The 26,748-nt window shown below is 66.1% G+C and carries 18 protein-coding genes and 2 pseudogenes; 11 read left to right on the top strand and 9 right to left on the bottom strand.

Annotation, left to right across the window (positions count from 1 at the left end):
- Positions 1–406: 406 nt before the first annotated feature.
- On the top strand, positions 407–850 hold the full coding sequence (locus tag CVN68_RS02875; protein WP_100280866.1) for a TonB-dependent receptor plug domain-containing protein: 444 nt from the start codon (positions 407–409) through the stop codon (positions 848–850).
- 146 nt (positions 851–996) lie between these two features.
- On the opposite strand, the gene CVN68_RS02870 is transcribed toward CVN68_RS02875, so the two are convergent.
- The 5 genes from CVN68_RS02870 to CVN68_RS02850 all read right to left on the bottom strand — a co-directional run bounded on the left by CVN68_RS02870 (position 997) and on the right by CVN68_RS02850 (position 8,827).
- Positions 997–2,874 (bottom strand): bifunctional sugar phosphate isomerase/epimerase/4-hydroxyphenylpyruvate dioxygenase family protein, encoded by a 1,878-nt coding sequence (locus CVN68_RS02870; RefSeq protein WP_100280865.1) that lies wholly within the window; start codon positions 2,872–2,874, stop codon positions 997–999.
- On the bottom strand, positions 2,871–4,157 hold the full coding sequence (locus tag CVN68_RS02865) for an MFS transporter (protein ID WP_100280864.1): 1,287 nt from the start codon (positions 4,155–4,157) through the stop codon (positions 2,871–2,873). The genes CVN68_RS02870 and CVN68_RS02865 overlap by 4 nt, the downstream gene beginning before the upstream one ends.
- The gene (locus CVN68_RS02860) at positions 4,154–5,005 is read right to left on the bottom strand and encodes a shikimate dehydrogenase (RefSeq protein ID WP_199560197.1); all 852 of its coding nucleotides are present in this window, start codon (positions 5,003–5,005) and stop codon (positions 4,154–4,156) included. Before CVN68_RS02860 ends, CVN68_RS02865 begins: the two co-directional genes overlap by 4 nt.
- Before the next feature lie 38 nt (positions 5,006–5,043).
- Positions 5,044–8,001, bottom strand: a complete 2,958-nt coding sequence (locus tag CVN68_RS02855; protein WP_100280863.1) for a TonB-dependent receptor domain-containing protein — start codon at positions 7,999–8,001, stop codon at positions 5,044–5,046.
- A gap of 157 nt (positions 8,002–8,158) precedes the next feature.
- The gene (locus CVN68_RS02850; protein ID WP_100280862.1) at positions 8,159–8,827 is read right to left on the bottom strand and encodes a TetR/AcrR family transcriptional regulator; all 669 of its coding nucleotides are present in this window, start codon (positions 8,825–8,827) and stop codon (positions 8,159–8,161) included.
- Positions 8,828–9,010: 183 nt separating this feature from the next.
- On the opposite strand from CVN68_RS02850, the pseudogene CVN68_RS24390 reads away from it, so the two are divergent.
- From CVN68_RS24390 to CVN68_RS02820, 6 genes and pseudogenes are all read left to right on the top strand, one after another.
- Positions 9,011–9,996: pseudogene (locus CVN68_RS24390) on the top strand (alpha/beta hydrolase fold domain-containing protein).
- A complete protein-coding gene (locus tag CVN68_RS02840) occupies positions 9,993–11,576 on the top strand; it encodes a carboxylesterase/lipase family protein (RefSeq protein ID WP_100280861.1) in 1,584 nt (527 codons plus the stop codon). The pseudogene CVN68_RS24390 and the gene CVN68_RS02840 overlap by 4 nt, the downstream one beginning before the upstream one ends.
- Positions 11,576–12,679 (top strand): SMP-30/gluconolactonase/LRE family protein, encoded by a 1,104-nt coding sequence (locus CVN68_RS02835; RefSeq protein ID WP_100280860.1) that lies wholly within the window; start codon positions 11,576–11,578, stop codon positions 12,677–12,679. The genes CVN68_RS02840 and CVN68_RS02835 overlap by 1 nt, the downstream gene beginning before the upstream one ends.
- A gap of 238 nt (positions 12,680–12,917) precedes the next feature.
- Positions 12,918–14,513 (top strand): sulfatase family protein, encoded by a 1,596-nt coding sequence (locus CVN68_RS02830; protein ID WP_199560196.1) that lies wholly within the window; start codon positions 12,918–12,920, stop codon positions 14,511–14,513.
- A 41-nt stretch (positions 14,514–14,554) separates the two neighbouring features.
- Positions 14,555–16,795 (top strand): TonB-dependent receptor, encoded by a 2,241-nt coding sequence (locus tag CVN68_RS02825; protein ID WP_100280859.1) that lies wholly within the window; start codon positions 14,555–14,557, stop codon positions 16,793–16,795.
- Positions 16,776–18,011 carry an MFS transporter gene (locus CVN68_RS02820; protein ID WP_100280858.1) on the top strand — a complete coding sequence of 412 codons (1,236 nt, stop codon included), beginning with the start codon at positions 16,776–16,778 and terminating at the stop codon, positions 18,009–18,011. The genes CVN68_RS02825 and CVN68_RS02820 overlap by 20 nt, the downstream gene beginning before the upstream one ends.
- On the opposite strand, the gene CVN68_RS02815 is transcribed toward CVN68_RS02820, so the two are convergent.
- The gene (locus CVN68_RS02815; RefSeq protein WP_199560195.1) at positions 17,993–19,096 is read right to left on the bottom strand and encodes a Gfo/Idh/MocA family protein; all 1,104 of its coding nucleotides are present in this window, start codon (positions 19,094–19,096) and stop codon (positions 17,993–17,995) included. The two genes, CVN68_RS02820 and CVN68_RS02815, sit on opposite strands and share 19 nt — an antisense overlap.
- Before the next feature lie 23 nt (positions 19,097–19,119).
- On the opposite strand from CVN68_RS02815, the pseudogene CVN68_RS02810 reads away from it, so the two are divergent.
- The 4 genes and pseudogenes from CVN68_RS02810 (at position 19,120) to CVN68_RS02800 (ending at position 22,860) form a co-directional block, all read left to right on the top strand.
- Positions 19,120–20,231: pseudogene (locus CVN68_RS02810) on the top strand (LLM class flavin-dependent oxidoreductase).
- A 61-nt stretch (positions 20,232–20,292) separates the two neighbouring features.
- The gene (locus CVN68_RS22965) at positions 20,293–20,832 is read left to right on the top strand and encodes a hypothetical protein (protein ID WP_158298681.1); all 540 of its coding nucleotides are present in this window, start codon (positions 20,293–20,295) and stop codon (positions 20,830–20,832) included.
- A gap of 7 nt (positions 20,833–20,839) precedes the next feature.
- A complete protein-coding gene (locus tag CVN68_RS02805; protein ID WP_233503547.1) occupies positions 20,840–21,862 on the top strand; it encodes a sensor histidine kinase in 1,023 nt (340 codons plus the stop codon).
- A 44-nt stretch (positions 21,863–21,906) separates the two neighbouring features.
- Entirely contained in the window at positions 21,907–22,860 is a 954-nt protein-coding gene (locus CVN68_RS02800; protein ID WP_158298680.1) for an L-lactate dehydrogenase, read from the top strand.
- On the opposite strand, the gene paoC is transcribed toward CVN68_RS02800, so the two are convergent.
- The 3 genes from paoC to paoA are packed head-to-tail and all read right to left on the bottom strand — an operon-like array spanning position 22,857 to position 26,640.
- A complete protein-coding gene (gene paoC / locus CVN68_RS02795) occupies positions 22,857–25,052 on the bottom strand; it encodes an aldehyde oxidoreductase molybdenum-binding subunit PaoC (protein ID WP_100280856.1) in 2,196 nt (731 codons plus the stop codon). The genes CVN68_RS02800 and paoC overlap by 4 nt on opposite strands.
- Before the next feature lie 5 nt (positions 25,053–25,057).
- Entirely contained in the window at positions 25,058–26,008 is a 951-nt protein-coding gene (locus CVN68_RS02790; RefSeq protein ID WP_100280855.1) for an FAD binding domain-containing protein, read from the bottom strand.
- Complete coding sequence (gene paoA / locus CVN68_RS02785; protein WP_100280854.1) at positions 26,005–26,640, bottom strand: aldehyde dehydrogenase iron-sulfur subunit PaoA; 636 nt, start codon at positions 26,638–26,640, stop codon at positions 26,005–26,007. Before paoA ends, CVN68_RS02790 begins: the two co-directional genes overlap by 4 nt.
- Between the last annotated feature and the right edge of the window lie 108 nt (positions 26,641–26,748).

Raw genomic sequence — 26,748 nt, 5'->3', positions numbered from 1 at the left:
AGGCGACGCCGTGGCCCTCAGCCTGGTGTTTCGCGCTCTGTGCAAGCTCGTCGAACGCGGGATCGTGCACAAGCTACTCACCAGCCGCGGCTATGTGCTAACCCGTTCCGCGAATGAAATATATCTCAGCTGCACCGTTTGCGGAGCAGTGGGGCGGGTCGTGAATGAGGAACCATTTCGCAGATTGGACGCCGCTGCCGATCGCCGCGGATTTCGTGTGACACGGCCGATCGTCGAAGTGGTCGGAAAATGCTCGAACTGTTCCAGCTGGGGGGACGATGAGCCATCTTAGGTGGGAAGCAGTCGGCTGGTCGGCGCCAGTCGGTGGAGACCGCAAACAAACTGCCCATATGCAAGACGTACGTCCATCTCGGCGGGCCTTATCCTGGGTCTGCCTTTTTCCGTCATGCCTGCTTTTCAGGCGGGAGAGGAAACGGCTCAGCGTCGCTCCGATATCGTCGTCACCGGTATTCGCGATGATGACAGCTACGCCCCTGCAGAGGCCACAGTCGCGGGCAAGAGCCCGGCACTGCTGCTCAAGATCCCACAGTCGGTCAGCGTGATCACACGGCAGCAGATCGAGGACCCCAACCTGTTCACCATTGGCGAAGCGATGCAGGAGGTGACGGGTGTCACAGTGATGCCGTTCGACGGCTCCTACCCCGATTACCGCGCGCGCGGCTCGTGCTCGATTACGCCTATGACGGCATCCCCTCGACCTTTTTCTCAGGCATTCCCGAGTTCGACCTCGCCATTTATGAGCGGCTCGAGGTCCAGCGCGGGCCGAGGGGCCTATTCCGCGGCTCGGGCTCGCCCGGCGGCACGACCTCGCCAACAGGTTCGGTTTTAGGAAAAGGTGTAACAGGCGCCCGCGGGGTCCGGGCGGATCGCTGGAATACCGTCGATCGGGTCAGATCGCCGCCCCACCCGCTGCAACCGCTGGAGCCGTGAATTCCTCGGCCCAAGCTGCGGCCGACCAAGCCCGCGGGCAGGCGATCAGAGTTCGGTAGCGGTCAGGTCTTGCCGGTATCGCGCCTGTGCCGCGAGCCGGACGGGCGCATTGCGCGCGCCGAAGCCGCGATAATTGGTTCGCTCGACGATCTCGAAGAAGAAGCGGCGGTCGAACGCGCGGCTGTAAAGCTGATGATAGCGGCCGCCATCGGCGCTGACGTCGAGCAGCAAATGGTGTGCGCTCAAAGTATCAGCCTCGCCTGGCGAGAGCTCGCCGCGCGCGATCAGGTCCGCGTAATAATTGGCCGGAATGTCGAGTATCTCGGCTTCGACGGCGGCCAGCTGGCGCGCGGTGGTCACCAAATTCGCAGTGGCGAAAGCGAGATGCTGGAAGCCCGCGCCGAGCTGCTTCTCGACGAAGCGCGAGGCGAGCGTCGATCGCCCGCCGCCGGCGTTCATGGTGATGCGGAACGTGCCGTCGGGCGTCTCCATCGCGCGGCTCTGCACCAGTCCGGAGGGGTCGAGGATGTCCTGCTCTTCCTGTTTGCCGAGTCCGAAGAGCGCGGACCAGTAAAGCTGCCATGACAGGAATTCGTCGAGGTCCACCGATACCGCGACATGATCGATCCCCGTCAGCCCGATCCCCGATGCCGGCGGCTCGTCGGCGATGAACTCGCGTTCCCAGAGATCGCCGACCTGGTCGGGCAGAAGATAGATCAAGCTGCCGCCGACACCGCGCAGGGCGGGCACGTCGAGCCCCTCCTCCCCCGCCACGCCGGTGAAGCGGTGGATGTGCAGCGCTTCGGCCCGCGCCATCGCCGAATCGACATCGCCGACGCGCAGCCCCAGCGCGCAGATCGCGGCGCCGTGGAGCAAATTGTACGAATGCGCGAAGCCGCGCTCCTCCTGATTGACGACCAGATTGATCGCGCCCTGTTGCCAGCGCTCGACCTTCCGGTTGCGGTGTCGGCCTGTGCGCGTGAAGCCATAGTCGCGCAGCATCCGCTCGAGCCGCAGCGCCTCGGCCGGCGTCACGGCGAACTCGACAAAGGCCACGCCCTTGATCCCGGTCACCGCGGGGATCGGCGCAGGTGCCGCGACCAGGCGGGACGCGGCATCGTGCAATGCGACCAGCGAGCGCATCCCGTCGGTGGCCACCAGCACCGGCGATGTCGCGCGGAACCGGTCGTTGAAGATCTCGAGCGACAACGGCCCGTCATAGCCGAGCTGCAGCAATTCGGCGACATAGTCGGCGACCGGCAAGTCGCCCTGCCCCGGCATCGAGCGGAAATGCCGGCTCCAGAACAGCAGCCCCATATCGAGCCGCGGTGCATCGGCGAGCTGGACGAAGACGATCTTGGCGGGATCGATCTCGCGCAGGCTTTCGACAGGAATGCCACGCGCAAGCGAGTGGAAGCTGTCCAGCAGGATCCCCACGCTTGGATGGTTGGTGCGCTGGACGATATCCCACACCTGGCGGTGATCATAAACGTGCCGCCCCCAGGCGAGCGCCTCATAGCCGACGAGGATGCCGCGCGCGGCGGCGCGTTCGCCGAGCACGTGGAAATCCGCCGCGATTGCGTCGAAGTCGCCGCTCGCCTCGGGATCGCAGCTTGAGCAGACGAGGATCCGGTCTGCGCCGAGCTCGGCCATCAGATCGAATTTGCGCTCGGCGCGGTCGAAGGTCCTGGTCCGCCAGGGTTCGGGCAGTCCCTCGAAGTCGCGAAACGGCTGATAGAGCACGCAACGCAGCCCGAGATCGTCGAGCATCGTGCGGATTTCACGCGGCGAATGCGGCGAGGCGATCAGGTCGGGCTCGAAGATCTCGATCTCGTGGAACCCCGCCGCCGCGATCGCGCGCAGCTTCTGGTCGAGCATGCCGCTGACGCAGACGGTGGCGATCGCGGGGCGAAAGCCGCTCATGCGATCTCGATCCGCTTCACCTCGCCGAGGATCACGATATAGGCGAAGGCGCCGAGCAGCGCGAGCGCGCCGATATAGACGAGCCCCCCGACGAACGAGCCGGTCGCGCTGACGATTGCTCCGATCACCAGCGGCGTGATGATCCCCGCAAGGTTCGCGGCGAAGTTGAACACGCCGCCGGTGACGCCGAGCATCCCGCGCGGAGCGATGTCCGATACCAGGGTCCAGCCGAGTGCCGCCATGCCCTGCGCGAAGAATGCGAGGCTCAGGATCGCGATCACCAGATTGTCGCTCTCGACATAATTGGCGGTGACGATCGTCGAGGCGAGCAACAGCCCGGTGACGATCGGCAGCTTGCGCGCCAGCGTCGCCGAAGCGCCGCGCTTGAGCATCCCGTCGGACCAGAGCCCGCCCGCCAGCACGCCGATCGAGGCGGCGATGAACGGCAGCACCGCAAACCAGCCGATCTTGATCCAGTCCATCTGCCGTTCGTTGGCGAGATAGGTCGGGAACCAGGTGAGGAAGAACACCAGCGTGGAATTGCCAGCGAACTGGCCGATGCAAATGCCCCACATCTGGCGGTGGCGCAGCAGCCTGCCGGCGTCGCGCCAGTCGACGCGCGCCGGGCCGGTGCCGTCGACCAGTCCGCCGCCTTCGACGATATGCGCGCGCTCGGCAGCGCCCAGCCCGGGATGATCGTTGGGCTCGCGATAACCGCGCCACCAGACCAGCGAGAAAGCAAGCCCCAGCCCACCGCCGAGCAGGAACAGCGAGTGCCAGCCATAATGCGCGAGCAGCGCGAACAGGATCGGGCTCAGAAAGGCGAGCCCGATATATTCACCCACCGTATAGACGCCCGTCGCGAATGCGCGCTCGGATTGCGGAAACCACGTCGCAACGATGCGGCTGTTGGCCGGAAAACACGGCGCCTCGGCCACGCCGAGCGCGACGCGGAGCCCGATCAGCAGCCCCACGCTGCTCGCCAGCGCATGCAGTAACGTAACGATCGACCAGCCGACCAGCGACAGCATATACGTCAGCTTCGATCCGAACCGGTCGAGGAACGCACCACCGGGGATCTGCGCGGCCGCATAGCTCCACGAGAAAGCGGAGAAGATCACCCCCATCAGCGCCGGATCGATCGCGAGATCCTTCGACAGCGCCGGTGCGGCGACCCCGAGGATCGTGCGGTCGAGATAGTTGATCAACGTCCCCGTCGCGATCAGCGCGAGAATGCCGTGTCGGGCGTGCGTCGTGCCGACGATGGGATTGGCGATGCTCATACGCGTTCGAACTCCGTCAACATCCGCGCCCGATCGGCCTGGCGACCGGTAAACAGCTCAAAGGCACGCGCCGCCTGGAGCACCACCATCCCGCTGCCGTCGACGATGGGGCAGCCCGTCGCCCGTGCGATGCGCAGCAATTCGGTATCGCGCGGGAAATAGACCACATCGGCTACCCAGTGATGCCCACGCAGCAGCCGCGGGTCGAACGGCGTACCCTCATGCCCGTACATCCCGATTGGGCTGGCATTGACCACACCCGATGCGTCGTCGAGCCGCTCCAGCGTTTCGACCGCCGATATCACCGCGTTGGGAAACGATTGGCGCAGCCGCTCGGCAAGAGTCTCGCCACGAGCCAGGTCGCGCTCCACCAGCACGAGCTCGCGGGCGCCGAGCGCCAGCAGGGCATCGGCGGTGGCGGAACCCGCGCCGCCCGCGCCGAACTGCACGACTTTGGTGAGTTCGGCGGCGGGAAGCCCGCGCTTCAGGCTGTCGCCGAAGCCGATCCCGTCGGTGTTGTGGCCCACCCAGCGCCCCCCCTCGCGGACGACGGTGTTGACCGCGCCGATCCGCCGGGCGTCTTCGCTGAGCGCGTCGAGCAGCGGCAACACTTGCTGCTTGAAGGGATGCGTGACGTTGAGCCCTGCGAAGCCGAGCAGCGCCGCCGCATCGAGTATGTCGGCGAGCCGATCGGGCGTGTCGGTGAGGTCGAACAGCTTGTAGACCAGCCGGATGCCCTGCGCATCGGCCTCGCGCTCGTGAATTTGGGGGGAACGAGACGCGCCGATCTCGCACCCCACCAGACCAGTCAGCACCGACGCCACACGCAATATATTCTCCTGCGTCATGATTATACGAACCGGCGCACCGCGTGCGCCTGCGAGCGTCAGAAGCCGAAACGTATGCCGGCATAGAAGGAGCGACCGATCGCATCGTAGAGCGCGACATCGGTGCCGTTCTGCGAGCTGGCGACGAAGGGCAGTTGCTTGTCGAGCAGGTTGTTGACGCCCGCGCGGAAATCGAACCGATCGCTGACCTTGATCGATCCGAACAGATCCCAGAGCGCATAGGCCGGCACCCCGATCTGCGCGGTCGCCGGCGTGAGCACCGCGCTCACGTCGCGCAATTTGCTCTGGTAGCGCCAGCGCGCGCCGAAACTTCCGCTCTCCGAACGATAGCCGAACGAGGCGACGCTCTTCCATTCAGGGGTGGCGCGCGGCGGGACGCTGGTCGGCAACGCGCCGCCATTGCTGACGCCGGTATAGTCGAGGAACGGCGTGCCCGGCAGCAGCTGCACCTTGTAATTCGCCGTCCAGCCGAGCGCGGCATTGACGAACAACCGGCTGGTTCCCCCCAGGAAGGCCGCGGGCAGGCTCCAGTTCAGCTGCGCCTCGATGCCGTCGGTGCGCAGCCCCCCGATGTTGAGATATGGCGTGTTCACCGTGACGATCTGTCCGGTCCCATCGCGCTGGATCAGGCCACAATAGGTGTTGCTGACGGAATAGGCCGGGTTCGACCCGTCGAGGTTGAAACATTTCGACAGCACGGTGAGCCCCGGCACAGTCGAGATGACGTTGTTGATCTTGATGCTGTAATAATCGACCGAGAAGGTTAGATCGCCGAACATTCCCTCGGTCGCCGGTGAATCGAGCACGAAACCGACGTTGAACGTGTCGGCCTTTTCGGGCGACAGGCCTTTGTTTCCGGCGATCGTCTGTCCGGTGGCGGTGGTCGGGAAGGTGTAGCTGCTGATCGCGGCCGCGGGTACGCCCTGCGCGACGCACAAGGTCGCGACCTGCGCCGCATTCGCACCGGTTCGTGCCGTCGAGCGCACGTCGCACGGATCGCCGAGCGATCCAGGCGGGGTGCCGATCACCAGCTGGGTGCCCGAGGCGGGCGTGAACAGCTCGCCGATATTGGGCGCACGCACCGCGCGCTGATAGCTGCCCCGGATCAGCAACGGTGCGACCGGCCGCCAGCGAACATCGCCCTCATAGCTGGTGACCGATCCCGTGGTCGAATAGTCCGAGATGCGGATCGCGCCGCCGATGCCGAGCTCGTGGAAGAAAGCGCGATCAGCCAGCAGCGGAATGTCGATCTGCGCCGCCGCTTCCTTGACCGAGATCTCGCCCGACGCCGGGGCCGAGGCGATCACCGATTCGAGATTCTGCGCCGCCAGATCGCTGTCGGGAACGTAGTTATAGGTGTTGCGGCGATAGTCGGCGACGAAAGCGATCTGCGCGGGCCCGGCGCCCAGATCGAACAATTTGCCGTTGATCTGCCCCTGCACCTGCGTCTGCGACAGCCGCTCCTGCGAGAAGGCGGTCTTGGTGATGTAGTTGCGGCACGCCGGCGACAGCGCCCGCGCATTGGCATCGCCGAAGATGTTGAACCCGCCGGCGCAGAGCGACGCCCCGCCATCGGCCGCATTGAGCAGCTGCTGCACGCGCGTCTTGACGACTGCGTTCTTCATCGCCTGATCGTGTTTGGATTCGTCGTACGAAGCGAAGAAATCGAAGGTCCAGCCCGAGCTGATGTCCCCGCGTACCCCGGCGAGATATTGCTGGATCGAGAAGTCCTCGTCCCAGCCCTTGTACGGCAAGCCGACATAGCGGCCATTCCAGGTGAACGGCGCCGCCGGGTTCGGGCGCGACGCGAGGATCGTGCGCAGGTTCGCCGGAATGAACGGATTGGTAATCGGCACCGTAGTGGGCGTGCCGAACTGGGTGAGGCTGCCGCCGCTCGCGGTCTGGACGGTCAGATCGACGAACATGAACTGGCCATAGGCAGTGATTCCGGGCGTGAGTTCGTAATCGGCCTTGAGGAACGCGGTCTTGCGCTCGAGCCCGTTCACGAAGTCGATCTGCTGCCCCACCGGCATGCGCACATTGCCGGCGACGATCGCATAGCCCTGATTGCCGCGCGGACCCTGATAATTGATCGCGCCGGTCTGCACGAAGAGCGAGCCATTATCGTTGAAGCCCAGATTGAGCAGCGGATTGATCGTGTTGGTGATGCCGTAGCTGGCGAACACGCCCCGCACCGCCGCAGAGGTCGGCGCGTTGGTCGCACTCGGCACGAAGGTGCCGGTGCCGATGAAGGACGAGGGTGTCTTGTCGCTGAAGAAGGCGCGCGAACTGCCGTTCACCGGGTCCTGCGTGGCATAGCTGAACGCCGCCACGACATTGCCGCGATCCTCGCCGAAGGTCGCGCCGAAGGCAAGCGATCCGCTGAACTTATAGGCGTCGCCGCGCTCGCTGATCGAGTTCTGCAGGTCGACCCGGACGCCCTCGATCTTGCGCACCGTCCTGAAGTTGACCACGCCCGACATCGCGTCCGAGCCATAGACTGCCGAGGCCCCCCCGGTGATGACATCGACGCCGGAGATGATCGCGTCGGGCAGGATGTTGATGTCGACATTGCCGTTGATGTCGGAAACCGGCAACCGGCGCCCGTCCAGCAGCACGAGGTTGCGGTTCGATCCGAGCCCGTGAAGATTGATCGTCGCGCGGCCGCCGGTCCCCTGCCCTCCCGTCGAGGCGTTGCCGGAAGTGGTGAAGCTCGGCAATTGGTTGAGCGAATCCTCGATCCTGATCGCACCGGTTTCCTTGAGTGCATCGGCGCTCATCGTGACGATCGGGCTCGCCGAGCTATTGTTCGGGCGCTGGATCAGCGAGCCGGTGACGACGATGTCATCGGCCTGGCTCGTCTCGGCTGAAGTGGCGGTGTCGGCTTGCGGTTCGCCGCCCGGTGCCGTTTGCGCCGCGGCCGGGACCGCGGTCAGCAGAACCGCATAAGCAAACAACGACGTCGTAAACGCCAAGCGCGCGCGCAAGTGCCGCATCTTCAATCCTCCCCTGTCCCGCCGGTTGCTCCAGCGCGTTGCAGATTCGGAAATTAGTGTAACGAACTAGTTCCTGTCAATAACAGGTTGGCGCGCATAACAGTGGGCGCTGCGGCATGCGTGCCGCAGCGCCCGCGATATCCACGATGGACGTTGGTCAGGCCTTGTCGCGGACCCAGGCGAGCAGGATGTCGCCAATCTGCGCAGCGCGGCGTTCGACTGCCGCGTCGCTGGTCATGTCCACCCCGAAATTGTGCGCGAAAGTGAACTGGTTGGAGACGTTGTAGAAAGCGAGCGCAGTCATGTTCATGTGGAGGTCGATCGCGGCGACGTCGGCACGGAAACTTCCCTCCGCCTGACCACGCGCGATGATCCGCTCGAGCAGCCCGATCACGGCCTGATTGCGTTCCGGAAGCCCCGCGATCTGCTTCAGATGCTCGGCGCGGTGGATGTTCTCGTTCATCACCAGCCGCACCAGTTCGGGGTGCTGCGAATGGTAACGCACGTCATGCTCCACCAGCCGCCGCAACGCCTCGGCCGCGGTGCCGCTCTCGATGTCGATCTCGCTTTCGCTGGAGCGGACGCGGCGGTACGCGCGCTCGAGCACGGCGCGGTAGAGTTCGTCCTTGCTGGCGAAATAATAATAGATCTTCCGCTTGGTCGATTTGCTCGCGATCTCGTCGATCCGCGCGCCGGCGAGGCCCTTTTCGACGAATTCTACGGTGGCGATGTCGAGGATCGCGTTGATCGCCGCCTCGCGCGTTTCGGCGCGTGATCGCCGCGCCGGGCTGGTATCGTCGGTCGATGGTTCGGCTTTCGTCGCCATGGATCCTGCAACGCTCCTGTTCAGCCTGTCAGTAACGGCGAGCGCGCGACGCGCAACGGTGAAGTGGCCTGCCGTGCATAAATGTTACGAACTTGTTCCTTCATATCTTCCACGTCGTGATTGTGCGTGATAGGTCGGCACTGACGAAGACGCGCGGTCAGCGCGCCCGCAAAAGGAGAGAGCATGCCGAAGCCGGGTCTTTTGGTTCTGGGCGTCTGCCTTGTATTGGGTGCCGTATCGAGCGGACACCCCGTTCAAGCGCAGTCGCGCGACTTTCCGGTGGCGAGCGCGCCCGCGCTCGACGACCATATGCCCAACCCGCCGATCGCCTTCCCCGGCGGCGTGCAGGCGTGGCGCGACGTGGTTTACCAGGCCCTCCCCGGCTATCGTCCGCAAATCGTCGACATCTATCGACCCGCCACGCCTGGCCCACACCCCCTGATACTCTATATTCATGGCGGCGGCTGGATGGGTGGGCACACCCGCCATTCGGGGGCGCTCGCCGACTTTCCCAAGGTGCTCGCCGCGCTTGCCGCCGAGGGCTTCACTGTCGCCAGTCTCGAATATCGGCTCTCCGCCGAGGCGCGCTTTCCCGCCCAACTGCAGGACGTCAACGCCGCGTTGCGCTTCCTGCGCGCGCATGCTGCCGACTATCGCATCGATCCTGCCCGGGTCGGAATATGGGGCGCTCGGCGGGTGGGCATTTGTCGGCGCTCGCCGCAGTCACCTGCCGCGACACCGCGCTCGATCCCGCCGCGGGCGCGGATGGCTGCGTCCAGGCCGCGGCGATCTGGTACGGCGTGTTCGACTTCGCCGAAATGGCCGCCGCGCCCGATGGCAATAACGCCGGCGCCCGGTTGCTCGGCTGCGACGGTCCCTGCCCAGCCGACAAGATCCGCGCGGTCAGCCCGATTGCCCATATCGACGCCAAGGCCCCGCCGTTCCTGCTGATCCACGGCGAGCAGGACAAGGTGGTCCCCGTCGCACAATCGCGCATCGGCGAGGCGGCGCTGCGCAAGGCGAGGGTGCCCGTCGAGGCGATCTTCATCCCCGGCGTCGATCACAGCTTCATCGGTGCCACGCCCGCAGCGACGCGCGCGGCGACGCTCAAGGCCACCAATGCGACCTTCGACTTCTTCCATGCGCGCCTCGGCGTGAAGCGGCCATGAGGCGCGCTTTCGCTGCGCTGATCGCGCTGTCCGCCGCCTTGCCCGCCGCCGCACAGACCGCGGCGCGCCCGGTGGCGGTCGACGGCGGCAAGATCGACGGCGTCACGCTGCCGGGCGGAGTCGATGCCTGGCTCGGCGTTCCCTTCGCCGCGCCTCCGCTACGCGAGCTACGCTGGCGTGCGCCCGCGCCGGTTCCCGGGTGGCAGGGCGTCCGTCATGCCGATCGCTTCGCGCCGGAATGCCTCCAGCCGCTCCGCAGCGCGCGGCAGAACCATTATTTCGGCGAGGAAGCGACCAGCGAGGATTGCCTCTATCTGAACGTCTGGGCGCCGCGCCGCGCGCGCAAGGCGCCGGTGGTGGTGTGGATCTATGGCGGCGGCTTCAACATCGGCTCGGCGAGCATGGCCAATTATTCGGGCGAACCGCTCGCGCGCGCGGGCGTGGTGCGCGTCAACATCGCCTATCGCGTCGGCCCACTCGGCTTCCTCGCGCATCCCGAATTGAGCGCCGAATTGAGCGCCGAATCGGGCAACCGCGGCTCGGGCAATTACGGCCTGATGGACCAGATTGCCGCGCTGAAATGGGTGAAGCGCAACATCGCGAAGGTCGGCGGCGATCCCGACAATGTCACGATCGTCGGCCAGTCGGCGGGCTCGATGTCGGTGGCGTTGCTCCAGATGAGCCCGATGGCCCGGGGCCTCTTCCATCGCGCGGTCGGCATGAGCGGCAGCCCGTTTGGCGGCATGATGGCGCCGGCGCCGCTCGCGAGGGCCGAGGCACAGGGCATGGCCTTGCAGAAGGAACTCGGCGCGGCATCGCTCGCCGATCTGCGCGCGATCGCCGGCGACAGGCTGGTCGCCGCCGCCACGCGCCGCGACCCGATCGTGCTCGACGGCCGGATCGTCACCGGGCGCGCCGAAGAAGTGTTCGCGCAGCGCCGGCAGAACGATGTACCGATCCTGATCGGCTACACCCACGACGAAAGCTTCGGGCCGCTTGGCCCGGCAAGCGATCGCGCGGCGCTGGCGCAGGCCGTTCGCACACGCTTCGGCGAGCGTGCCGACGCGATCCTGCGCGCCTATGCCGACGCGCCGCCCGCCCGCGCGGCGACCGATATCGGGCGCGACGCCAGCGTCGGCCTGCAGATGGCCGAATGGGCCGGGCACCAGCGGACCTATGGCACCCAGCCGGCCTATGCCTATCTGTTCACCCGCCGCCAGCCCTATGCGCCCGGGGTGACGTTCAGCGATCACGATCCCGCGACCGTCGGCGCCTATCACACCGGCGACGTGCCTTATTGGCTGCGCACCCGCGACTCGCTCAACCTGTTCCGCACGACGCGCAACTGGGAGCCGGGCGACCGCTCGCTCGAGGGGGTGATGTCGGGCGCGTTGCTCGCTTTCGCGCACACCGGCGTCCCCCGCGGGCCGGGCGGGGTATGGCCCGCGTTCGATCCCGCGGCCCCGCGCCTGATGTGGCTCGCGCCAGAGAGCCGCGTGGCGCCCTGGCCGCATCACGCGGACATGGGACTCTTCGCCGGCGGCGAGCGAAGGTCCTCCGGCGGCAGGCCGCGCGACTGATGCGGCACTGGCGCGTGGCGGCGATGGCGCTCGCCTGGGGTAGCGCGCAGCCTGCAAACGCATGTGTCAGCGACCCGCAGCTCGATTATGTCTGCGGCCCCGAAAAGCCCGAGGATTTGCTGGCGCTACCTGGCACCGAATGGCTGATTGCGAGCGGCTTCGCCCCCGGCGCCGGGCTCAAGATCGTCCACGTGCCGACGCGCCGCTTCGAGCGCTGGTACGCCGGCACCCCCGACCAGATCGCCTGGGACCGCCGGGCCTTCGCCGGTTGCCCGGGGCCGGTCGATCCGGCGCTGTTCAACGCCCGCGGCCTGTCGCTGCGCGAGACCGGTCCGGGGCGATGGCGGCTGCTGGTCGTCAATCACGGCGGCCGCGAGTCGATCGAGGTCTTCGATATCGAGGCGCGTAGCGGCCGGCCGAGGCTGCGCTGGCGCGGTTGCCTGGTGATGCCAGAGGGGCAGGTCGGCAACAGCGTCGCGAGCTTCGCCGACGGCACGATCCTGGTCACCGTGCTCACGCGCCCCGGCACCACCATCGCCGATTTCGTCGAGGGCCGCGTGACCGGGGGCGTCTGGCAGCACGATCCGCGCGACGAGGGTTTCCGCCTGCTGCCTGGCACCGAACTTCCCGGCAATAACGGGCTGGAAACCGACCCGGACGGCCGCCATTTCTACGTCGTCGCTTTTGGCTGGCATGCGGTGCTGGTTTTCGATCGGCGCGACACACGCATCCCTGCGGCGCGCATCGAGGTCCCCGATTTCATGCCCGACAATATCCACTGGAGTGGCACGCGCCTGTTGCTTGCGGGCATGCGGCTCGACGAACCGGCTTGCGGGGGGCTGCGCCGGATCGTCGACGGCGTGGCAGACCCGATGCTGTGCCACCGCGGCTGGGTGGTCGGCGAACTCGATCGTTCGACGCGCAGGGTCGCTACCGTGGCCTATGGGCCGCCACAGCCCGGTTTCAATGGCCTGTCGGCTGCAACGATCGCCAGTGGCGAACTTTGGCTTGGATCGTTCCAGTCCAACCGTCTTGCCATCGTCAGGGGTGGTACGCTCACGTCTGGTCGCTCCAGCGTATTTCTAGCCGCCCTGGCCCCCTGAACCTGATGTGATCCCCGGCGCGAAATCGGATCGACGGGATACCGCGGATCGCCGAGGCGCTGGCCGCATCCGGCTTTCACACCCGAGGGGGACGCAATCATGGGCGGAACTGGCGGCGGCTTTTGACCGACGTGCTCGGCCCGCGCGCGAAGCAGAGTTCGGCTTGAGGGTTTGATAGGCGAAGTTTATTGCCCATTGGAACGATGGGAATATGCCGCTGATCCGAACAAAGGGAGCGATGATGGTCGTAACGCGAAGAGGCGTATTGCTGGCAGGCAGCGGATCGGCGTTCGGCCTGTTCTCGTGGCAGGCCGAGGCGCAGTCGCGCCGCACAAAGCGCCAACTCGCTTTGCCCCGGCGCAAATCGGCGCGCCCGCGCAACATCCTGATCGTGCTCACCGACGATCACCGCTACGACGCGATGGGATTCATGAAGGCGCAGAGCTTCGGCGAGACGCCGACACTCGACCGGCTCGCCCGCGAAGGTGTGCATTTCAAGAACGCCTTCGTCACCACTGCGCTCTGCTCGCCGTCGCGCGCCTCGATCTTGACCGGGCTCTATGCCCATCAGCACAAGGTGGTCGACAACAACCACGCGATCGATCCGAACCTCGTCTTCTTTCCCGAATATCTCCAGGCGGCCGGCTACGACACTGCATTCGTCGGCAAATGGCACATGGGCCAGGAGGGCGACGCGCCCCAGCCCGGCTTCGACCACTGGGTGAGCTTCAAGGGACAGGGAACCTATCTGCCCGGCCCCGACGGGCTCAATGTCGACGGCAAGCGCGTACCGCAAAAGGGCTATATCACCGACGAGCTGACCGATTATGCCACCGACTGGCTGAAGACGCGACGCAAGGACAAGCCGTGGATGATGTATCTCAGCCACAAGGCGGTCCACGCCGAATTCATCCCCGCCGAGCGCCATGCCGGCCGCTACGAGCACGAGACTTTCCGTTACCCCGCGACCATGGCGCCGAACGGCGACGCTGCGCGCGGCCGCCCGCGCTGGGTGCAGGACCAGCGCAACAGCTGGCACGGTGTCGACTATGCCTATCACTCGAAGCTCGACATCGGCGCGTATTACAAGCGCTACATGGAGACGCTGCTCGCGGTCGACGAAAGCCTCGCCAGGGTGATGGACCTGCTCGCGGCGCGCGGCGATCTCGACGACACGCTGATCCTCTACATGGGCGATAACGGCTTCATGTTCGGCGAGCACGGCCTGATCGACAAGCGCACCGCTTATGAGGAATCGATGCGCGTGCCGATGATCGCGCGCTGCCCGGCGCTGTTCGGGCACAATGTGGTCGAGGAGGTGGTCGCCAATATCGACGTGGCGCCGACCTTCCTCGAAGCCGCCGGGCTCGAGCCGCCCAAGGAAATGGAAGGCAAGAGCTTCCTGCCGCTCGCCCGCGGCGAGAAGGTGTCGTGGCGCAGCGAATTGCTCTACGAATATTATTGGGAGCGCAATTTTCCCCAGACCCCGACGGTGCACGCACTGCGCGAGGACCGCTACAAATACGTCCATTTCCACGGCATCTGGGATATCGACGAGCTCTACGACCTCCACGCCGACCCGCGCGAGACCAACAATCTGCTCGCCGCGCCCGGCCATGAGGAACTCGCCGCGCAGATGAGCACCAAATTGTTCGACCTGCTCGAACGCACCGACGGCATGCAGATCCCGCTCGCCCGCGACGCCGGCCAACGCAACGCGCTGCGCGATCCCAGGGGACCACTCCAGGGCACCTTTGCGCCCTCGCTGCTCGAGCCGCCGGCAAAGCGCGCCTTGGGCTGGCTCAAGCAAAAGCTCCATACCCGATCTGCTTAGTAGGATTTAGGCCCGCGCCACATCAAGGCTGGGAGCAATCGATGACGATTTGGGCGAAACTGTTGGGGACGACATTGCTGGCGAGCGCGGCTGTGCCAGCGTGGGCGCAGGAGGCTCCTGCCGCAGAAGAGCAGGCCGACAGCAATGAAATCGTCGTCACCGCGCGGTTCCGCAACGAGAGCCTGCAGGACGTGCCGATCGCCGTCTCGGTGGTCAGCGGCGATATCGCCGCCTCGCGCAACCTGAACACGATCCAGGATCTGGCGACGATCATTCCGACGGTCGATTTCCGCAACGGCCAGTCGAACAAGGATCGCACCGTCTTCGTCCGCGGCATCGGCACGATCACCACCTCGCCCGGCGTCGAGTCCTCGGTGTCGACCGTGGTCGACGGGGTGGTGCTGGTCCGCCCCGGTCAGGCGACGCTCGACCTGCTCGATCTCGAGCGGCTCGAAGTGCTGCGCGGCCCGCAGGGCACCTTGTTCGGCAAGAACGCCTCGGCCGGCGTGATCAACCTCGTCACCAAGCGGCCCTCCGACGTCCAGACCGGCACGATCGAGGCAGGCTATTACGAAGGCAACGAGGGCCGGTTGAAGCTCGGGCTGTCGGGTCCGCTCTCCGACAAGATCGGCTATTCGCTGAGCGGACTCTACGCAAACTACCGGGGCAATGTCCGCAATCTCGGCACCGATAACTGGGTCAACGGCTATGAGCGCTATGGCGTGCGCGGCAAGATCGTCGCCGATCCCACCGAGAATGTGACGATCACCCTCGCCGGCGACTATCTCTACAATCGCGACGACACGCCGCAGGGCGTCTATGCGAGCATCAACCGCATCGCCTATCCGACCAATATCGTCTCGACGAGCCCGGCACTGGCCAGCCTGCTCGCGCAGGAAGGCATTGTCGCCAGCGCCAACAACAAGACCGTCAACACGACCTTCGACAGCGAAGTGCGCGACAAGAATTATGGCGGCTCGCTCACGCTCGAATGGCGCCCGGGGGATTACACGCTCACTTCGATCACTGCCTATCGCGAGTGGAAGAACCACCAGCGCCCCGATTGGGACGGGCGCGACACGCTCGCTGCCGGCTTCCCCTCGGGTTTCGACGACGGCCTGGTCGACTTTTTCCAATTTTCGCAGGAGCTGCGGCTCGCCTCGCCGCAGGGAAAGCTGATCGACTATGTGATCGGCGCCTATTTCCTCGAGGCCAATACCGACGAGCGCTACGAGCGCACCGTCACCCAGCTGACCGGGGCGACGCAGGTCACCAATAACGGCGTCGCCAATTACGGCATCCGCGCCGAGAATTACGCGCTGTTCGGCGAGGCCAATCTCCACGCAACCGACGCGCTGACCTTCATCGCCGGCGGGCGTCTGATCTACGACAAGCTCCGCTATTTCCATCGCCGGGTGTCCGACACCGCCACGGGCGTGGCGGGGATCCGCCCCTCTTATCAGAGCAACGGCAGCACCGACCGCCTCGATTACAGCGCGCGGCTCGGCGTTCAATACGAGATCGTGCCGCAGGCGACGGCCTATTTCACTTTCTCGCGCGGCTATAAGGGCCCGGCCTACAACGTCTATTTCAACATGCAGGCGTTCGACACGCCGCCGCTCGATCCCGAGACTTCGACCAGCTACGAAGTCGGGCTCAAGGGCAGCGCCTTCGACGGGCGGCTGACCGGCGCAATCGCCGCGTACAGCACCGATTATTCGGGCTTCCAGGCGAACTTCCAGGACATCTTCCTCGGCGCCCCGGTGACGCGCCTGATCAATGCCGGCGAGGTTTCGACCAAGGGTATCGAGGCCGATTTCAGCGCACGGCCGATCGATGCGCTCACGCTCAACTTCGCGGTCGCGCACACCGACGCCAAGGTCGACCGCTTCAATTGCCCGGCGAGCGCGACGAGCTGCGTCTCGATCGACGGCCAGCCTTTGCCCTTCGCGCCCGACTGGAAGCTGAGCGGCGGCGCGGCGCTGCGGCTGCCGCTGTCCGACGCGCTTTCGGTCGAACTCCAGAGCGATGCGAGCTACAAGAGCGCGACGCAATATTCGCTCACCCAGACGCCCGATACGGTCGAGCCCGGCTACGGTCTGTGGAACGCGAGCGTCGCGCTGATCGGCGGCGATCGATGGGAGGTGCGGGCGCTGGTGAAGAACATCCTCGATCGCCATTATTCCAACTTTCGCGGCTATGGCACCACCGCGGGCGCCGTGCGCTACGTGCCCCGCGACAATGACCGCTATGTCGGAATCAATGCCCGCACCCGCTTCTGAGCCGGCGCTCGCGAACGAGACGGGGGTCGAGGGTCGCTGGACGATTCTCGCGCTCGTCTTCGTCGCGATCATGCTCAATTATGTCGACCGGCAGATCCTCGCGCTGCTCAAGCCGACGCTACAGGCCGAGTTCCACTGGTCGGACCGCGACTATGCCCACATGGCGTCGGCCTTCCAGTTCGCCGCGGCGATCGCATTCCTCGGCACCGGCTGGTTCATCGACCGGGTCGGAATACGCCGCGGATTCGGGATCGGCGTGGCTTTGTGGAGCATCGCCGGGATGGCGCACGCCTTCGCCGCCACGGTGACGCAGTTCGTAGTCGCGCGGGCGGCGCTGGGCGCGGCCGAATCGATCGGCACCCCCGCCGCGGTCAAATCTGCGGCGACTTACTTCCCGGCGCGCGAGCGCTCGCGCGCGCTCGGGATCGCCAATACCGCGCCCAATTTCGGCGCGATCCTGACGCCGTTGCTGATCCCGGCGCTGGCGCTCTCGGTGGGCTGGCGGGCGAGCTTCCTGATCGCCGGTGGGCTCGGGCTGATCTGGGTGATCGCGTGGCTGCGCGTCGCGCCGCCCGCCCCCGCGCGCGTCGCGGACGGGGGCGAGCGGTGGAGCACGCTGCTCCGGGACCGGCGGACGCTGGCAGTCGCGGTCGCCAAGGTGCTCAGCGATCAGGTCTGGTGGTTCCTGTTGTTCTGGACCCCCGACCTGTTCCACCGCCAGTTCGGGCTGGCCCAAGGCGAGCTCGGCGCGCCGGTGGCGCTCGTCTACAGCCTCGCCGCGCTCGGCGCGATCACCGGCGGTTGGCTGCCGGGCATGCTGCTCGCCCGCGGCTGGACGCTCGAGCGCAGCCGCCTGACCACATTGCTCATCTATGCGCTGCTGGTGCTACCGATCCCCCTGGTGCTCGTCGCCGGCAATGCCTGGACGGCGGCGCTGCTGCTCGGCTTCGCACTGTTCGCGCACCAGGGCTTTTCGACCAACGTCTTCGGGCTCGCGACCGACATCTTCCCGGCCTCACGCGTCGGATCGGTGATCGGGATTGGCGCCTTTGCCGGCAATCTCGCGGGCATGGCGATCCTCGAACTGGCCGGATGGTCGCTCGACAACGGGCATGGCTATGCGCCGATGTTCTGGATCGCCGCTTTCTCCTATCTCACCGGCATCGCGTTGGTGCGGCTGGTGCTGCCGCGGAGCGCTTATGCGTCGCTCGGCTGAGCGAGCACCTCGGCGATGGTGACCGCACGATGCTCGCGCAGGCTGATCTCGGCCGCCACGCCGATCGCCACCGCGCGCAACCCGTCCTCGGCAGTTACCTCGACCGGCCCCTCGCCGCGCACGGCGCGCGCGAACGCCTGATGCTGGTAGAAGGTCGAGCCATGGTGCGAGCCCGCGGCGAGCGCGACGGGGTCGACCTCGACCGTGCGCCGCTTGGGCCGCTTGGGATTGCCGAAGCCGACCCGCGGCGACAGCGTCAGCACACCGCCGGGGATACTGACGTCGAGCCGTGCGGCGTCGCCGGTCGCGACGATCTCTTCCTGCTCTTCGGCGCCGTCGGCGAACATGCACAGATCGAGCATCGCCCGCGTGCCGTCGGCGAAATCGACGATCGTGTAGCTGTTGTCGACGATGTCGGGGCGCTCGCCGCCATAGCGTTCGTCGAGATGGTTCACGTCCTGCCCGCCCGAGCAATAGACGCGCACCGGCTCGGACCGGACAATGAACCGCATCAGATCGAAGAAGTGGCAGCATTTCTCGACCATCGTGCCGCCACTGTTGCGCGCGAAGCGGTTCCAGTCGCGGACCTTGACGAGGAACGGGAAGCGGTGCTCGCGCATCGCCAGCATGCGCAATCGGCCGATTGCGCCTGTATGAACGGCCTCGATCAGCGCGGCGACCGGCGGCATGTAGCGATATTCCATCGCCGTCCAGAACACCGCCGGATGCTGCGCTGCGTGCTCGGCGATCCAGCGCGCGTCGGCGATCGTCGTGGCGAGCGGCTTTTCGCACAGGATGTGGAGTCCGGCGTCGAACAGCGGCTCGACAGCCTGCCGGTGCGTATGATTGGGGCTCGCCACGATCACCGCGTCGAGCCCTGGATGCACCGCGAGTGCCGCCGCATTCGGGTAACTGGTCACTGCGTCCGCCTTGTCGCCGAGTGCCTGCGCGGCCCAATCGAGCGACCGGCCTTCGGGATCGGCGATCGCGACGAGTTCGGCGCCCGGCGTGATCGCGAGATTGCGGATATGCTCGAGCCCCATCATTCCGGTGCCGACGAGGCCGTAGCGAATCCGCGATACCATTTCATGCTCCAGAGGACCTGACGATGCGCGAAGCCAATCCCCAAACCGCCGCGAACGGCAAGCAAGATCCGCTTTCGCCCTGCGAGGTCAGCTGGTTCTCCGCACTGTGCGACGACGATTACGAGTTTCTCGGCCAGCCCGATCCGCGGCTCCAGTCGAGCTGGGAGCATTGCCGCGACATCGCGCTGGCGGCGGAGACCGGCGGCTACGACAATCTGCTGCTTCCCTCGGGCTACGCGCTGGGCATCGACACCACTGCCTTCGCCGCGGCGGTCGCGCCCTTGCTCCGACGCCTCCGGCTGCTGATGGCAGTGCGCATCGGCGAGAGCTGGCCGCCCCAGCTCGCGCGCCAGATCGCCACGATCGACCGGATCCTCGGCGGACGGCTGACGGTGAACATCATCTCGTCCGATCTTCCGGCGAGACCTTGGCGTCCGGCCCGCGCTATCGGCGCACGGTCGAGGCGATGCACATCCTCAAGACATTGCTCGACGGTAAGCCGCTCGATCATCAGGGCGAGTTCTGGAAGCTCAAGCTCGAGCCGCCCCGTATCACCACCGTCTCGGGGCGCGCGCCTTTGCTCTATTTCGGTGGCCTGTCGGAAGATGCACGCGAAGCCGCGGCCGAGGGCGCGGACGTTTACCTCATGTGGCCCGACCGGATCGAGGCAGTCGCCGAGATCGTCGCCGATCTGCGCCGCCGGGCAGCGGCGCGCGGCCGCACACTGCGCTTCGGCTACCGCGTCCATGTCGTCGTCCGCGAGACCGAAGCCGAGGCGCGGACGGCGGCCGATCGGCTGTTGTCGCGGCTCGATGCGGCGCAAGGCGAAGCGATCCGCGCCCGCTCGCTCGATGCGGCCTCGGCGGGCGTGCGCCGGCAGGCCGAACTGCGCGAGGCGGCGAGCGGCGACGGCTATGTCGAGGATAATCTGTGGACCGGAATCGGGCGCGCCCGCTCCGGCTGCGGCGCGGCGATCGTCGGCAATCCCGACCAGGTCCTCGCCAAGCTCGAGGCGTATCGCGCGCTCGGCATCGATGCGTTCATCCTGTCGGGCTATCCGCACATCGCCGAGGCCGACCTGTTCGCTCGACATGTCTTGCCCCGGCTTCGCCACCAACCGCTTCAGAGCGCCTGAACCGGTTCAGTGGGTTCGCGGGCACGACGCTAGCCCGAGACCATCGGACAGCGCAGCGCCGTTGGTTGAGTGGACCAACCCAGAGCATTTCCAGCGTATTTTCGTGGCCGGTGGAGGAGCTCGACTCGATCTTGATCCTGCCGTCGAGCACGAGCCACATCGTGTCGAGCAGGTCGCCCTGGTGTACGATATGCCTGCGCCCTTCGACGGGACGTACGCGCCCGTGCGCGAACAACGCAGTCGCGATCTCGGGTTCGCAAGAGAGTATTACCTCCAGCGTTGCGAAGAAATACGCCTCGCCTTCCAAATTACCCTCCGCCCGGCAGCCTTGTTAATGGCGGCCATTATAAGCGGCGAAATTGGACTTGGTCGAACGAAGATCGTTCCGCCGCGCAACGAGTCCTTCTCTGCGTTAGTGATTTGCCATTATTTGACCGCGTTGGCTGCATGGCCTGTCGAATTGTTACGATCCGGGGCGCAAGCGCGTGCTATACCTCAATCAGGTCGTGTTTACGCCGTGAAACGCGCGACCCAGCCCTCCCCGGGGCCGAAAGGGCTCTATGCCTCCCGCATCACCAATCCGTTCCGATCTCGACCTTAAGCTCGCCATGGCGGTGGTGGCTTCTTCGCACGCGCCCCTGCTGCTGCTTGACGAGAACCGCGCCGTGATCGCCGCCAGCCAGGTCTTCTGTCACGTCTTCGGGATCGACGGGTCCACCCTCGTGGGACGCGAATTCGCCGCATTGGGTGCAGGTGAATGGGCAATACCGCAGCTCCATTCACTGCTGAAGGCAACCGCCTCCGGCTTCGCCGAAGTCAAGAATTACGAATTCGACCTCAAGCGCGAAGGTCGCGCGCTACGCCGGCTGGTCGTCAACGCGCACAAGCTCGATTATGGCGCAGGCGAGGATATCCGCCTCCTGCTCGCCATTGCCGATGTGACCGACGCGCGGATCGCCGAGAAAATGAATGAGGACCTGATCCGCGATAAGGGCATCTTGCTGCAGGAACTCCAGCACCGTGTCGCCAACAGCCTCCAGATCATCGCCAGCGTGCTGTTGCAGAGCGCGAGGAAAGTGCAGTCGGAAGAGGCGCGAAGCCATCTCCACAATGCCCATCATCGCGTGATGTCGGTTGCCGCGATCCAGAAGCAGCTCGCAGTCTCGTCGGTCGATCGGGTCAGCCTGCGGCCCTATCTGAGCCAATTGTGCGAGAGCATCGGCGCATCGATGATCCACGATCGCGACCAGATCAATCTCGAAGTCAAAGGCGACGATAGCCGCGTCGACGCCGATATTTCGGTGAGCATCGGGCTGGTCGTCACCGAACTCGTCATCAATGCTCTCAAGCACGCCTTTCCCGAAGGGCAGCAGGGCAAGATCGTCGTAGACTATGACAGCGAGGGCGGCGACTGGACCCTGTCGGTTGCCGACGATGGCGTCGGCATGCCGAAACGGCCCGGCGAGGCCAAGCCCGGCCTCGGGACCAATATCGTCCAGGCGCTCGCAAAACAGCTGGACGCGCGCGTCACCATCGTGGACGGCACGCCGGGAACCAAGATATTGCTCGAGCATGCCCGGCCGGCCGAGGGCAAGGCCGTCGACGCGGGACCTGCCGAAGCGGCAGTCTAGACGCATATTCGCGGGGCGCGGGCCAAAAATCTGGAGATCAAATCGTGACGGACTTAACGCCTCCGGGAAGCCGCATTGCCATCGTGGGTTCGGGCCATGTCGGTGCGACTGCCGCTTATGCCCTGATGCTTCGGGCCTTGTTCAGAGAGATTGTCCTGATCGACAGCAACGCGGACCTCGCCAGGGCCGAAGCTGCCGATCTCAGAGATGCCAACGCACTGGCGCGGCCGGCGAAAATCTGGGCAGGCGCCTACGCGGATGCGCGCACCGCCAGCATTGCGGTCATAACCGCTGGAGGGGCCACGCATGGCTCTCAATCCCGCCTGTCGGTTGCGTCCGGAAGCGCGGAGATCGTTACGTCGTGCGTAGATCAATTGATCGCCGCCGGCTTCGTTGGGGTCATTCTGATCGCCGCCAACCCGGTGGACGTGATGTCGCTGGTTGCCTTCCGTCGCGCCGGGCTGCCGTCATCGCGGGTGATCGGCACCGGAACTTTGCTGGACACCAGCCGGCTCAGGCAGGAACTCGCGCTCCGCCTGGGAGTGGCGCCGGGTGCAGTGGAGGGGCTGGTGCTCGGCGAACATGGAGACAGCGAGGTGGTCGCCTTTTCCAGTCTGCGCGTTGGCGGCCTGGACATGGCGGCGTTCGCTTCGCCCGCGCCTGAGCCCGATCGGGCCGAAGTCGCGCAGAAGGTTCGCGACGCCGCCTATACGATCATGACCGGCAAGGGCTATACGTCGTTCGGCGTGGCCACCGCGATCGTCCGGATCTGCGAAGCCATCGTGCGCGACGAACATGCGGTGCTGCCCGTTTCGACCTTGCTGACCGGCCAGCTGGGAATTGAGGATCTGTACCTGAGCCTGCCTTGCGTCCTTGGCGCGGGAGGTATCGAAAGAGTGCTGATCCCCGATCTGTCGAGCGAGGAAGAAGACGCGTTGCGCGGATCGGCGGCAGCACTCCGCGCGGTAGGCGTCTCAATCGGACTGGCTGCGCGTTAACGATCCTGCGGAGTCGGCAGCCGTTCCAGGAGCTTGTCCAGGGTGACCGGATAGTCGCGCACGCGGACCCCCGTGGCATTGTAGACCGCGTTGGCAACCGCGGCAGCCACGCCGCAGATACCCAGTTCGCCGACGCCCTTGGCCTTCATCGGCGACGACACGGGATCGACCTCGTCGAGGAAGATCACTTCCTGGTGCGGGATATCGGCGTGCACGGGCACTTCGTAGCCGGCAAGATCGTGGTTCACGAAGAAGCCGAAACGCTTGTCGACCGCCAGCTCCTCCATCAACGCGGCGCCCGCCGCCATCGTCATCGCGCCGATCACCTGGCTGCGCGCCGATTTCGGGTTGAGGATGCGGCCCGCCGCGCAGACCGCGAGCATCCGGCGGATACGGATCTCGCCGGTATAATTGTGCACCGCCGCCTCGACGAAATGGCCGGCGAAAGTCGATTGCTGGTATTTCTTCGCAAGGTCGCCGAACTCGATCTGGTCCTCGACCACGATCTCGCCGCGTGCCGCCGCCTTCCCTAACGGCACGCTGCGGTTGCCCGAGCGAACCTTGCCGCCGGCGAACACCGCATCGGCCGAGTTGAAGCCGAGCTTCTGCGCCACGGTCTCGCGCAGCTTGACGCACGCGGCATAGACGCCCGCAGTCGCGCTGTTGGCGCCCCATTGCCCGCCGGAGCCGGCGGAAACCGGAAAGCTCGAATCGCCGAGCTTCACCTCGACGCTGGTCAGCGGCACCCCCATCATCTCGGCGGCCGTCTGGGCGATGATCGTATAGGTGCCGGTGCCGATGTCGGTCATGTCGGTCTCGACCGTGACCCGGCCCGCCGGGCTCAACCGGATTCGCGCGGCCGATTTCATCACCAGATTGTTGCGGAAGCCCGCGGCGACCCCCATACCGACCAGCCACGCGCCGTCGCGCACCGCCGCCGGAGTCGCGCTGCGCTTGCTCCAGCCGAAGCGGTCGGCGCCGAGGCGCAGGCATTCGATGAGCTGGCGCTGCGAGAAGCGGCGCTCCGGCTTTTCGGGATCGACCTGGGTGTCGTTGCGGATGCGGAACTCGATCGGGTCCATCCCGAGCTTCTCCGCCATCTCGTCCATCGCGATCTCGAGCGCCATCAGCCCCGGCGCCTCGCCGGGCGCGCGCATCGCATTGCCTTCGGGCAGGTCGAGCACCGCCAGCCGCGCAGTGATCAGCCGATTGGGGCCCGCATAGAGCAACCGGGTCTGCTGCACTGCATTCTCGATCCCGCCGCCGGGCAGATCGCCCGACCAGTTTTCATGCCCGATCGCAGTGATCTTGCCCTCGCGCGTCGCCCCGATGCGAATACGCTGGATCGTTGCGGGGCGGTGCGTGGTGTTGTTGAACATCAGCGGCCGCGGCAGTGCGACCTTGACCGGGCGCCCCGCCGCTTTCGCCCCCAATGCGGCGAGGATCGCGTCGGCGCGGACGAACAGCTTCCCGCCGAACCCGCCGCCGATATAAGGCGAGATCAGCCGCACCTTCTCACGCGGGATGCCCAGCGTCTTCGCCACGTCGCCGCGGCTCCAGTCGATCATCTGGTTCGCGGTCCACAAGGTCAGCTGGTCGCCTTCCCATGCGGCGACGGTCGCGTGCGGCTCCATCATCGCATGCGCCTGGTCGGGGGTATGATAGGTCGCATCCAGCGTGACCGGCGCGGCGGCGAATGCCGCGGCGAAGTCGCCGACCTTGATGTCCGGCTGATCCTTGCTGGGCTTCGCACCGTCGCGTTCGGCGGCGAGGTCGAACGCGCCCTTGCCGCGGGCATAATCGACCCGGACCAGCGCCCCGGCGGCGCGCGCCTGCTCGAAGGTCTCTGCGACGACCAGCGCCACGGCCTGGTGATAATGCTCGATCTCGGGCCCGCCGAGCAGCCTGGCGGTATTGAAATTGCCCTTCCCGAGCTTGCCGGCATTGTCGGCGGTGACGATCGCGAGCACGCCCGGCGCGCCTTTGGCGGCGCTCAGGTCGATCGAAGTGATCCGCCCCTTGGCGATCGCGGCGCCCACGACATGGCCATAGGCCGCGTTCGGAGCCCGGTGTTCATAGGCATAAGGCGCAGTGCCGGTGGTCTTGCGCGGCCCGTCGATCCGGTCGAAGGGCTTGCCGATCACCTTGAGCTGATCGATCGGGTTGGTCCCGGCGGGGGTGTCGAACTTCATGACGATCAGCCCCTCGCCTGCGCCAGCACCGCGCCGAGCGTGCGCTCGACCAATGTCAGCTTGAATGCATTGTCGTCAGTCGGCCTCGCGCCGGCCAACAGCCCTTCGGCCACTGCCTTTGCCCCGCGCGGCATCGCCGCCTCGGCAGCCTCGACCCGCCATGGCTTGTGCGCGATCCCGCCGACGGCGACTCTGCCGCTGCCGTCGCGCCGGACGATCGCGCCCACCGAGACGAGCGCAAAGGCATAAGACGCACGGTCGCGGACCTTGTGATAAATATGCGTGCCGCCGACCGGCACGGGCAGCGTCGCCGCGGTGATCAGCTCGCCCGGCTCGAGCATTGTCTCGATATGCGGAGTGTCGCCGGGCAGGCGATGGAAGTCGGCGATCGGGATCGCCCGGGTCGCGCCATCGGGTTTCACGGTCTCGACGACTGCATCGAGCGCGCGCATCGCGACGGCCATGTCGCTCGGATGCGTCGCGATACAGGCCTCGCTGGTCCCGATCACGCCGAGCTGGCGGCTATATCCGCCGATCGCCGCACAGCCGCTGCCGGGCTTGCGCTTGTTGCACGGCTGGTTGGTGTCGTAGAAATAGGGGCAGCGCGTCCGCTGGAGCAGATTGCCCGCGGTCGTCGCCTTGTTGCGCAGCTGGCCCGAGGCACCCGCGAGCAGCGCGCGCGAAAGCAACGCATAGTCCTTGCGCACCCGCTTGTCGGCGGCGAGATCGGTGTTGCGGACCAGCGCGCCGATGCGCAGGCCGCCCTCGGCGGTCGCCTCGATCCGGTCGAGGCCGACGCCGTTGACGTCGATCAGATGCGTCGGCGCCTCGATCTCGAGCTTCATCAGGTCGAGCAGATTGGTTCCGCCCGCGATGAACTTCGCGCCCTGGGTGCGTGCCGCGGCGTTCGCCGCCTCGGCGGGCGTCGCAACCCGCTCGTAGCTGAACGGCCTCATGCGCGCCTCCCCGCAACTTCGGTCATCGCATCGAGGATGTTCGAATAGGCGCCGCAGCGACAGATATTGCCGCTCATCCGCTCGCGCATTTCGTCGTTGGTCGCGCGCGGACGGGCATTGAGATCCTGCGTCGCGTGACTGGGCACGCCCTTGCGAATCTCGTCGAGCACCGCGACCGCGGAGCAGATCTGGCCCGGCGTGCAATAGCCGCATTGATAGCCGTCATGCTTGACGAAGGCAGCTTGCATCGGATGCAGCTTGTCCGGCGTGCCGAGGCCTTCGATCGTAGTGACGTGGTCGCCTTGGTGCATCACCGCGAGGGTCAGGCAGGAATTGATCCGCCGCCCTTCGACGATGACCGTGCAGGCGCCGCACTGGCCGTGGTCGCAGCCCTTCTTGGTGCCGGTCAGATGCAGATGCTCGCGAAGCGCGTCGAGCAACGTGGTGCGGGTGTCGACCTCGAGCGCATGCTGCTTGCCGTTGACCGTGAGAGCGACCTTCATCGCGGCCGGCAAAGGCTGCGGCGCGGGCGCAATCTGCGCGCGCGCCGGAGGAACCGTGGCGATCGCCAGCGAGGCACCGCTGCTGGCCAGCACGCCGCGGCGTGTGATGCCGAAGTCATCATCCTTCATATCGTCCTGGCTCCCGTCCTGCGGCCAACGCCCGTCATGGCCCGGCGGTTCAACATGGTTGACGATATCGAGTATCGCTCGCCGGTTCCATCCATCTGACTTCCGTCC

Origin of the sequence: Sphingomonas psychrotolerans (assembly GCF_002796605.1) — a bacterium.
GTDB classification, from domain to species: domain Bacteria; phylum Pseudomonadota; class Alphaproteobacteria; order Sphingomonadales; family Sphingomonadaceae; genus Sphingomonas; species Sphingomonas psychrotolerans.
The sequence above is the reverse complement of the archived record's forward strand: the minus strand, read 5'-3'. Positions and strand labels throughout refer to the sequence as shown.

What these genes read in the sequence shown, in the direction of transcription:
- paoC (WP_100280856.1), bottom strand. Translation starts at nt 25,052, where the DNA reads ATGAAGTTCGACACCCCCGCCGGGACCAACCCGATCGATCAGCTCAAG.
- CVN68_RS02830 (WP_199560196.1), top strand. Translation starts at nt 12,918, where the DNA reads ATGATGGTCGTAACGCGAAGAGGCGTATTGCTGGCAGGCAGCGGATCG.
- CVN68_RS02865 (WP_100280864.1), bottom strand. Translation starts at nt 4,157, where the DNA reads ATGAGCATCGCCAATCCCATCGTCGGCACGACGCACGCCCGACACGGC.
- CVN68_RS02850 (WP_100280862.1), bottom strand. Translation starts at nt 8,827, where the DNA reads ATGGCGACGAAAGCCGAACCATCGACCGACGATACCAGCCCGGCGCGG.
- CVN68_RS02835 (WP_100280860.1), top strand. Translation starts at nt 11,576, where the DNA reads ATGCGGCACTGGCGCGTGGCGGCGATGGCGCTCGCCTGGGGTAGCGCG.
- CVN68_RS02820 (WP_100280858.1), top strand. Translation starts at nt 16,776, where the DNA reads ATGCCCGCACCCGCTTCTGAGCCGGCGCTCGCGAACGAGACGGGGGTC.
- CVN68_RS02805 (WP_233503547.1), top strand. Translation starts at nt 20,840, where the DNA reads ATGGCGGTGGTGGCTTCTTCGCACGCGCCCCTGCTGCTGCTTGACGAG.
- CVN68_RS02860 (WP_199560197.1), bottom strand. Translation starts at nt 5,005, where the DNA reads ATGACGCAGGAGAATATATTGCGTGTGGCGTCGGTGCTGACTGGTCTG.
- CVN68_RS02840 (WP_100280861.1), top strand. Translation starts at nt 9,993, where the DNA reads ATGAGGCGCGCTTTCGCTGCGCTGATCGCGCTGTCCGCCGCCTTGCCC.
- paoA (WP_100280854.1), bottom strand. Translation starts at nt 26,640, where the DNA reads ATGAAGGATGATGACTTCGGCATCACACGCCGCGGCGTGCTGGCCAGC.
- CVN68_RS02875 (WP_100280866.1), top strand. Translation starts at nt 407, where the DNA reads ATGCCTGCTTTTCAGGCGGGAGAGGAAACGGCTCAGCGTCGCTCCGAT.
- CVN68_RS02790 (WP_100280855.1), bottom strand. Translation starts at nt 26,008, where the DNA reads ATGAGGCCGTTCAGCTACGAGCGGGTTGCGACGCCCGCCGAGGCGGCG.
- CVN68_RS02825 (WP_100280859.1), top strand. Translation starts at nt 14,555, where the DNA reads ATGACGATTTGGGCGAAACTGTTGGGGACGACATTGCTGGCGAGCGCG.
- CVN68_RS02855 (WP_100280863.1), bottom strand. Translation starts at nt 8,001, where the DNA reads ATGCGGCACTTGCGCGCGCGCTTGGCGTTTACGACGTCGTTGTTTGCT.
- CVN68_RS02870 (WP_100280865.1), bottom strand. Translation starts at nt 2,874, where the DNA reads ATGAGCGGCTTTCGCCCCGCGATCGCCACCGTCTGCGTCAGCGGCATG.
- CVN68_RS02815 (WP_199560195.1), bottom strand. Translation starts at nt 19,096, where the DNA reads ATGGTATCGCGGATTCGCTACGGCCTCGTCGGCACCGGAATGATGGGG.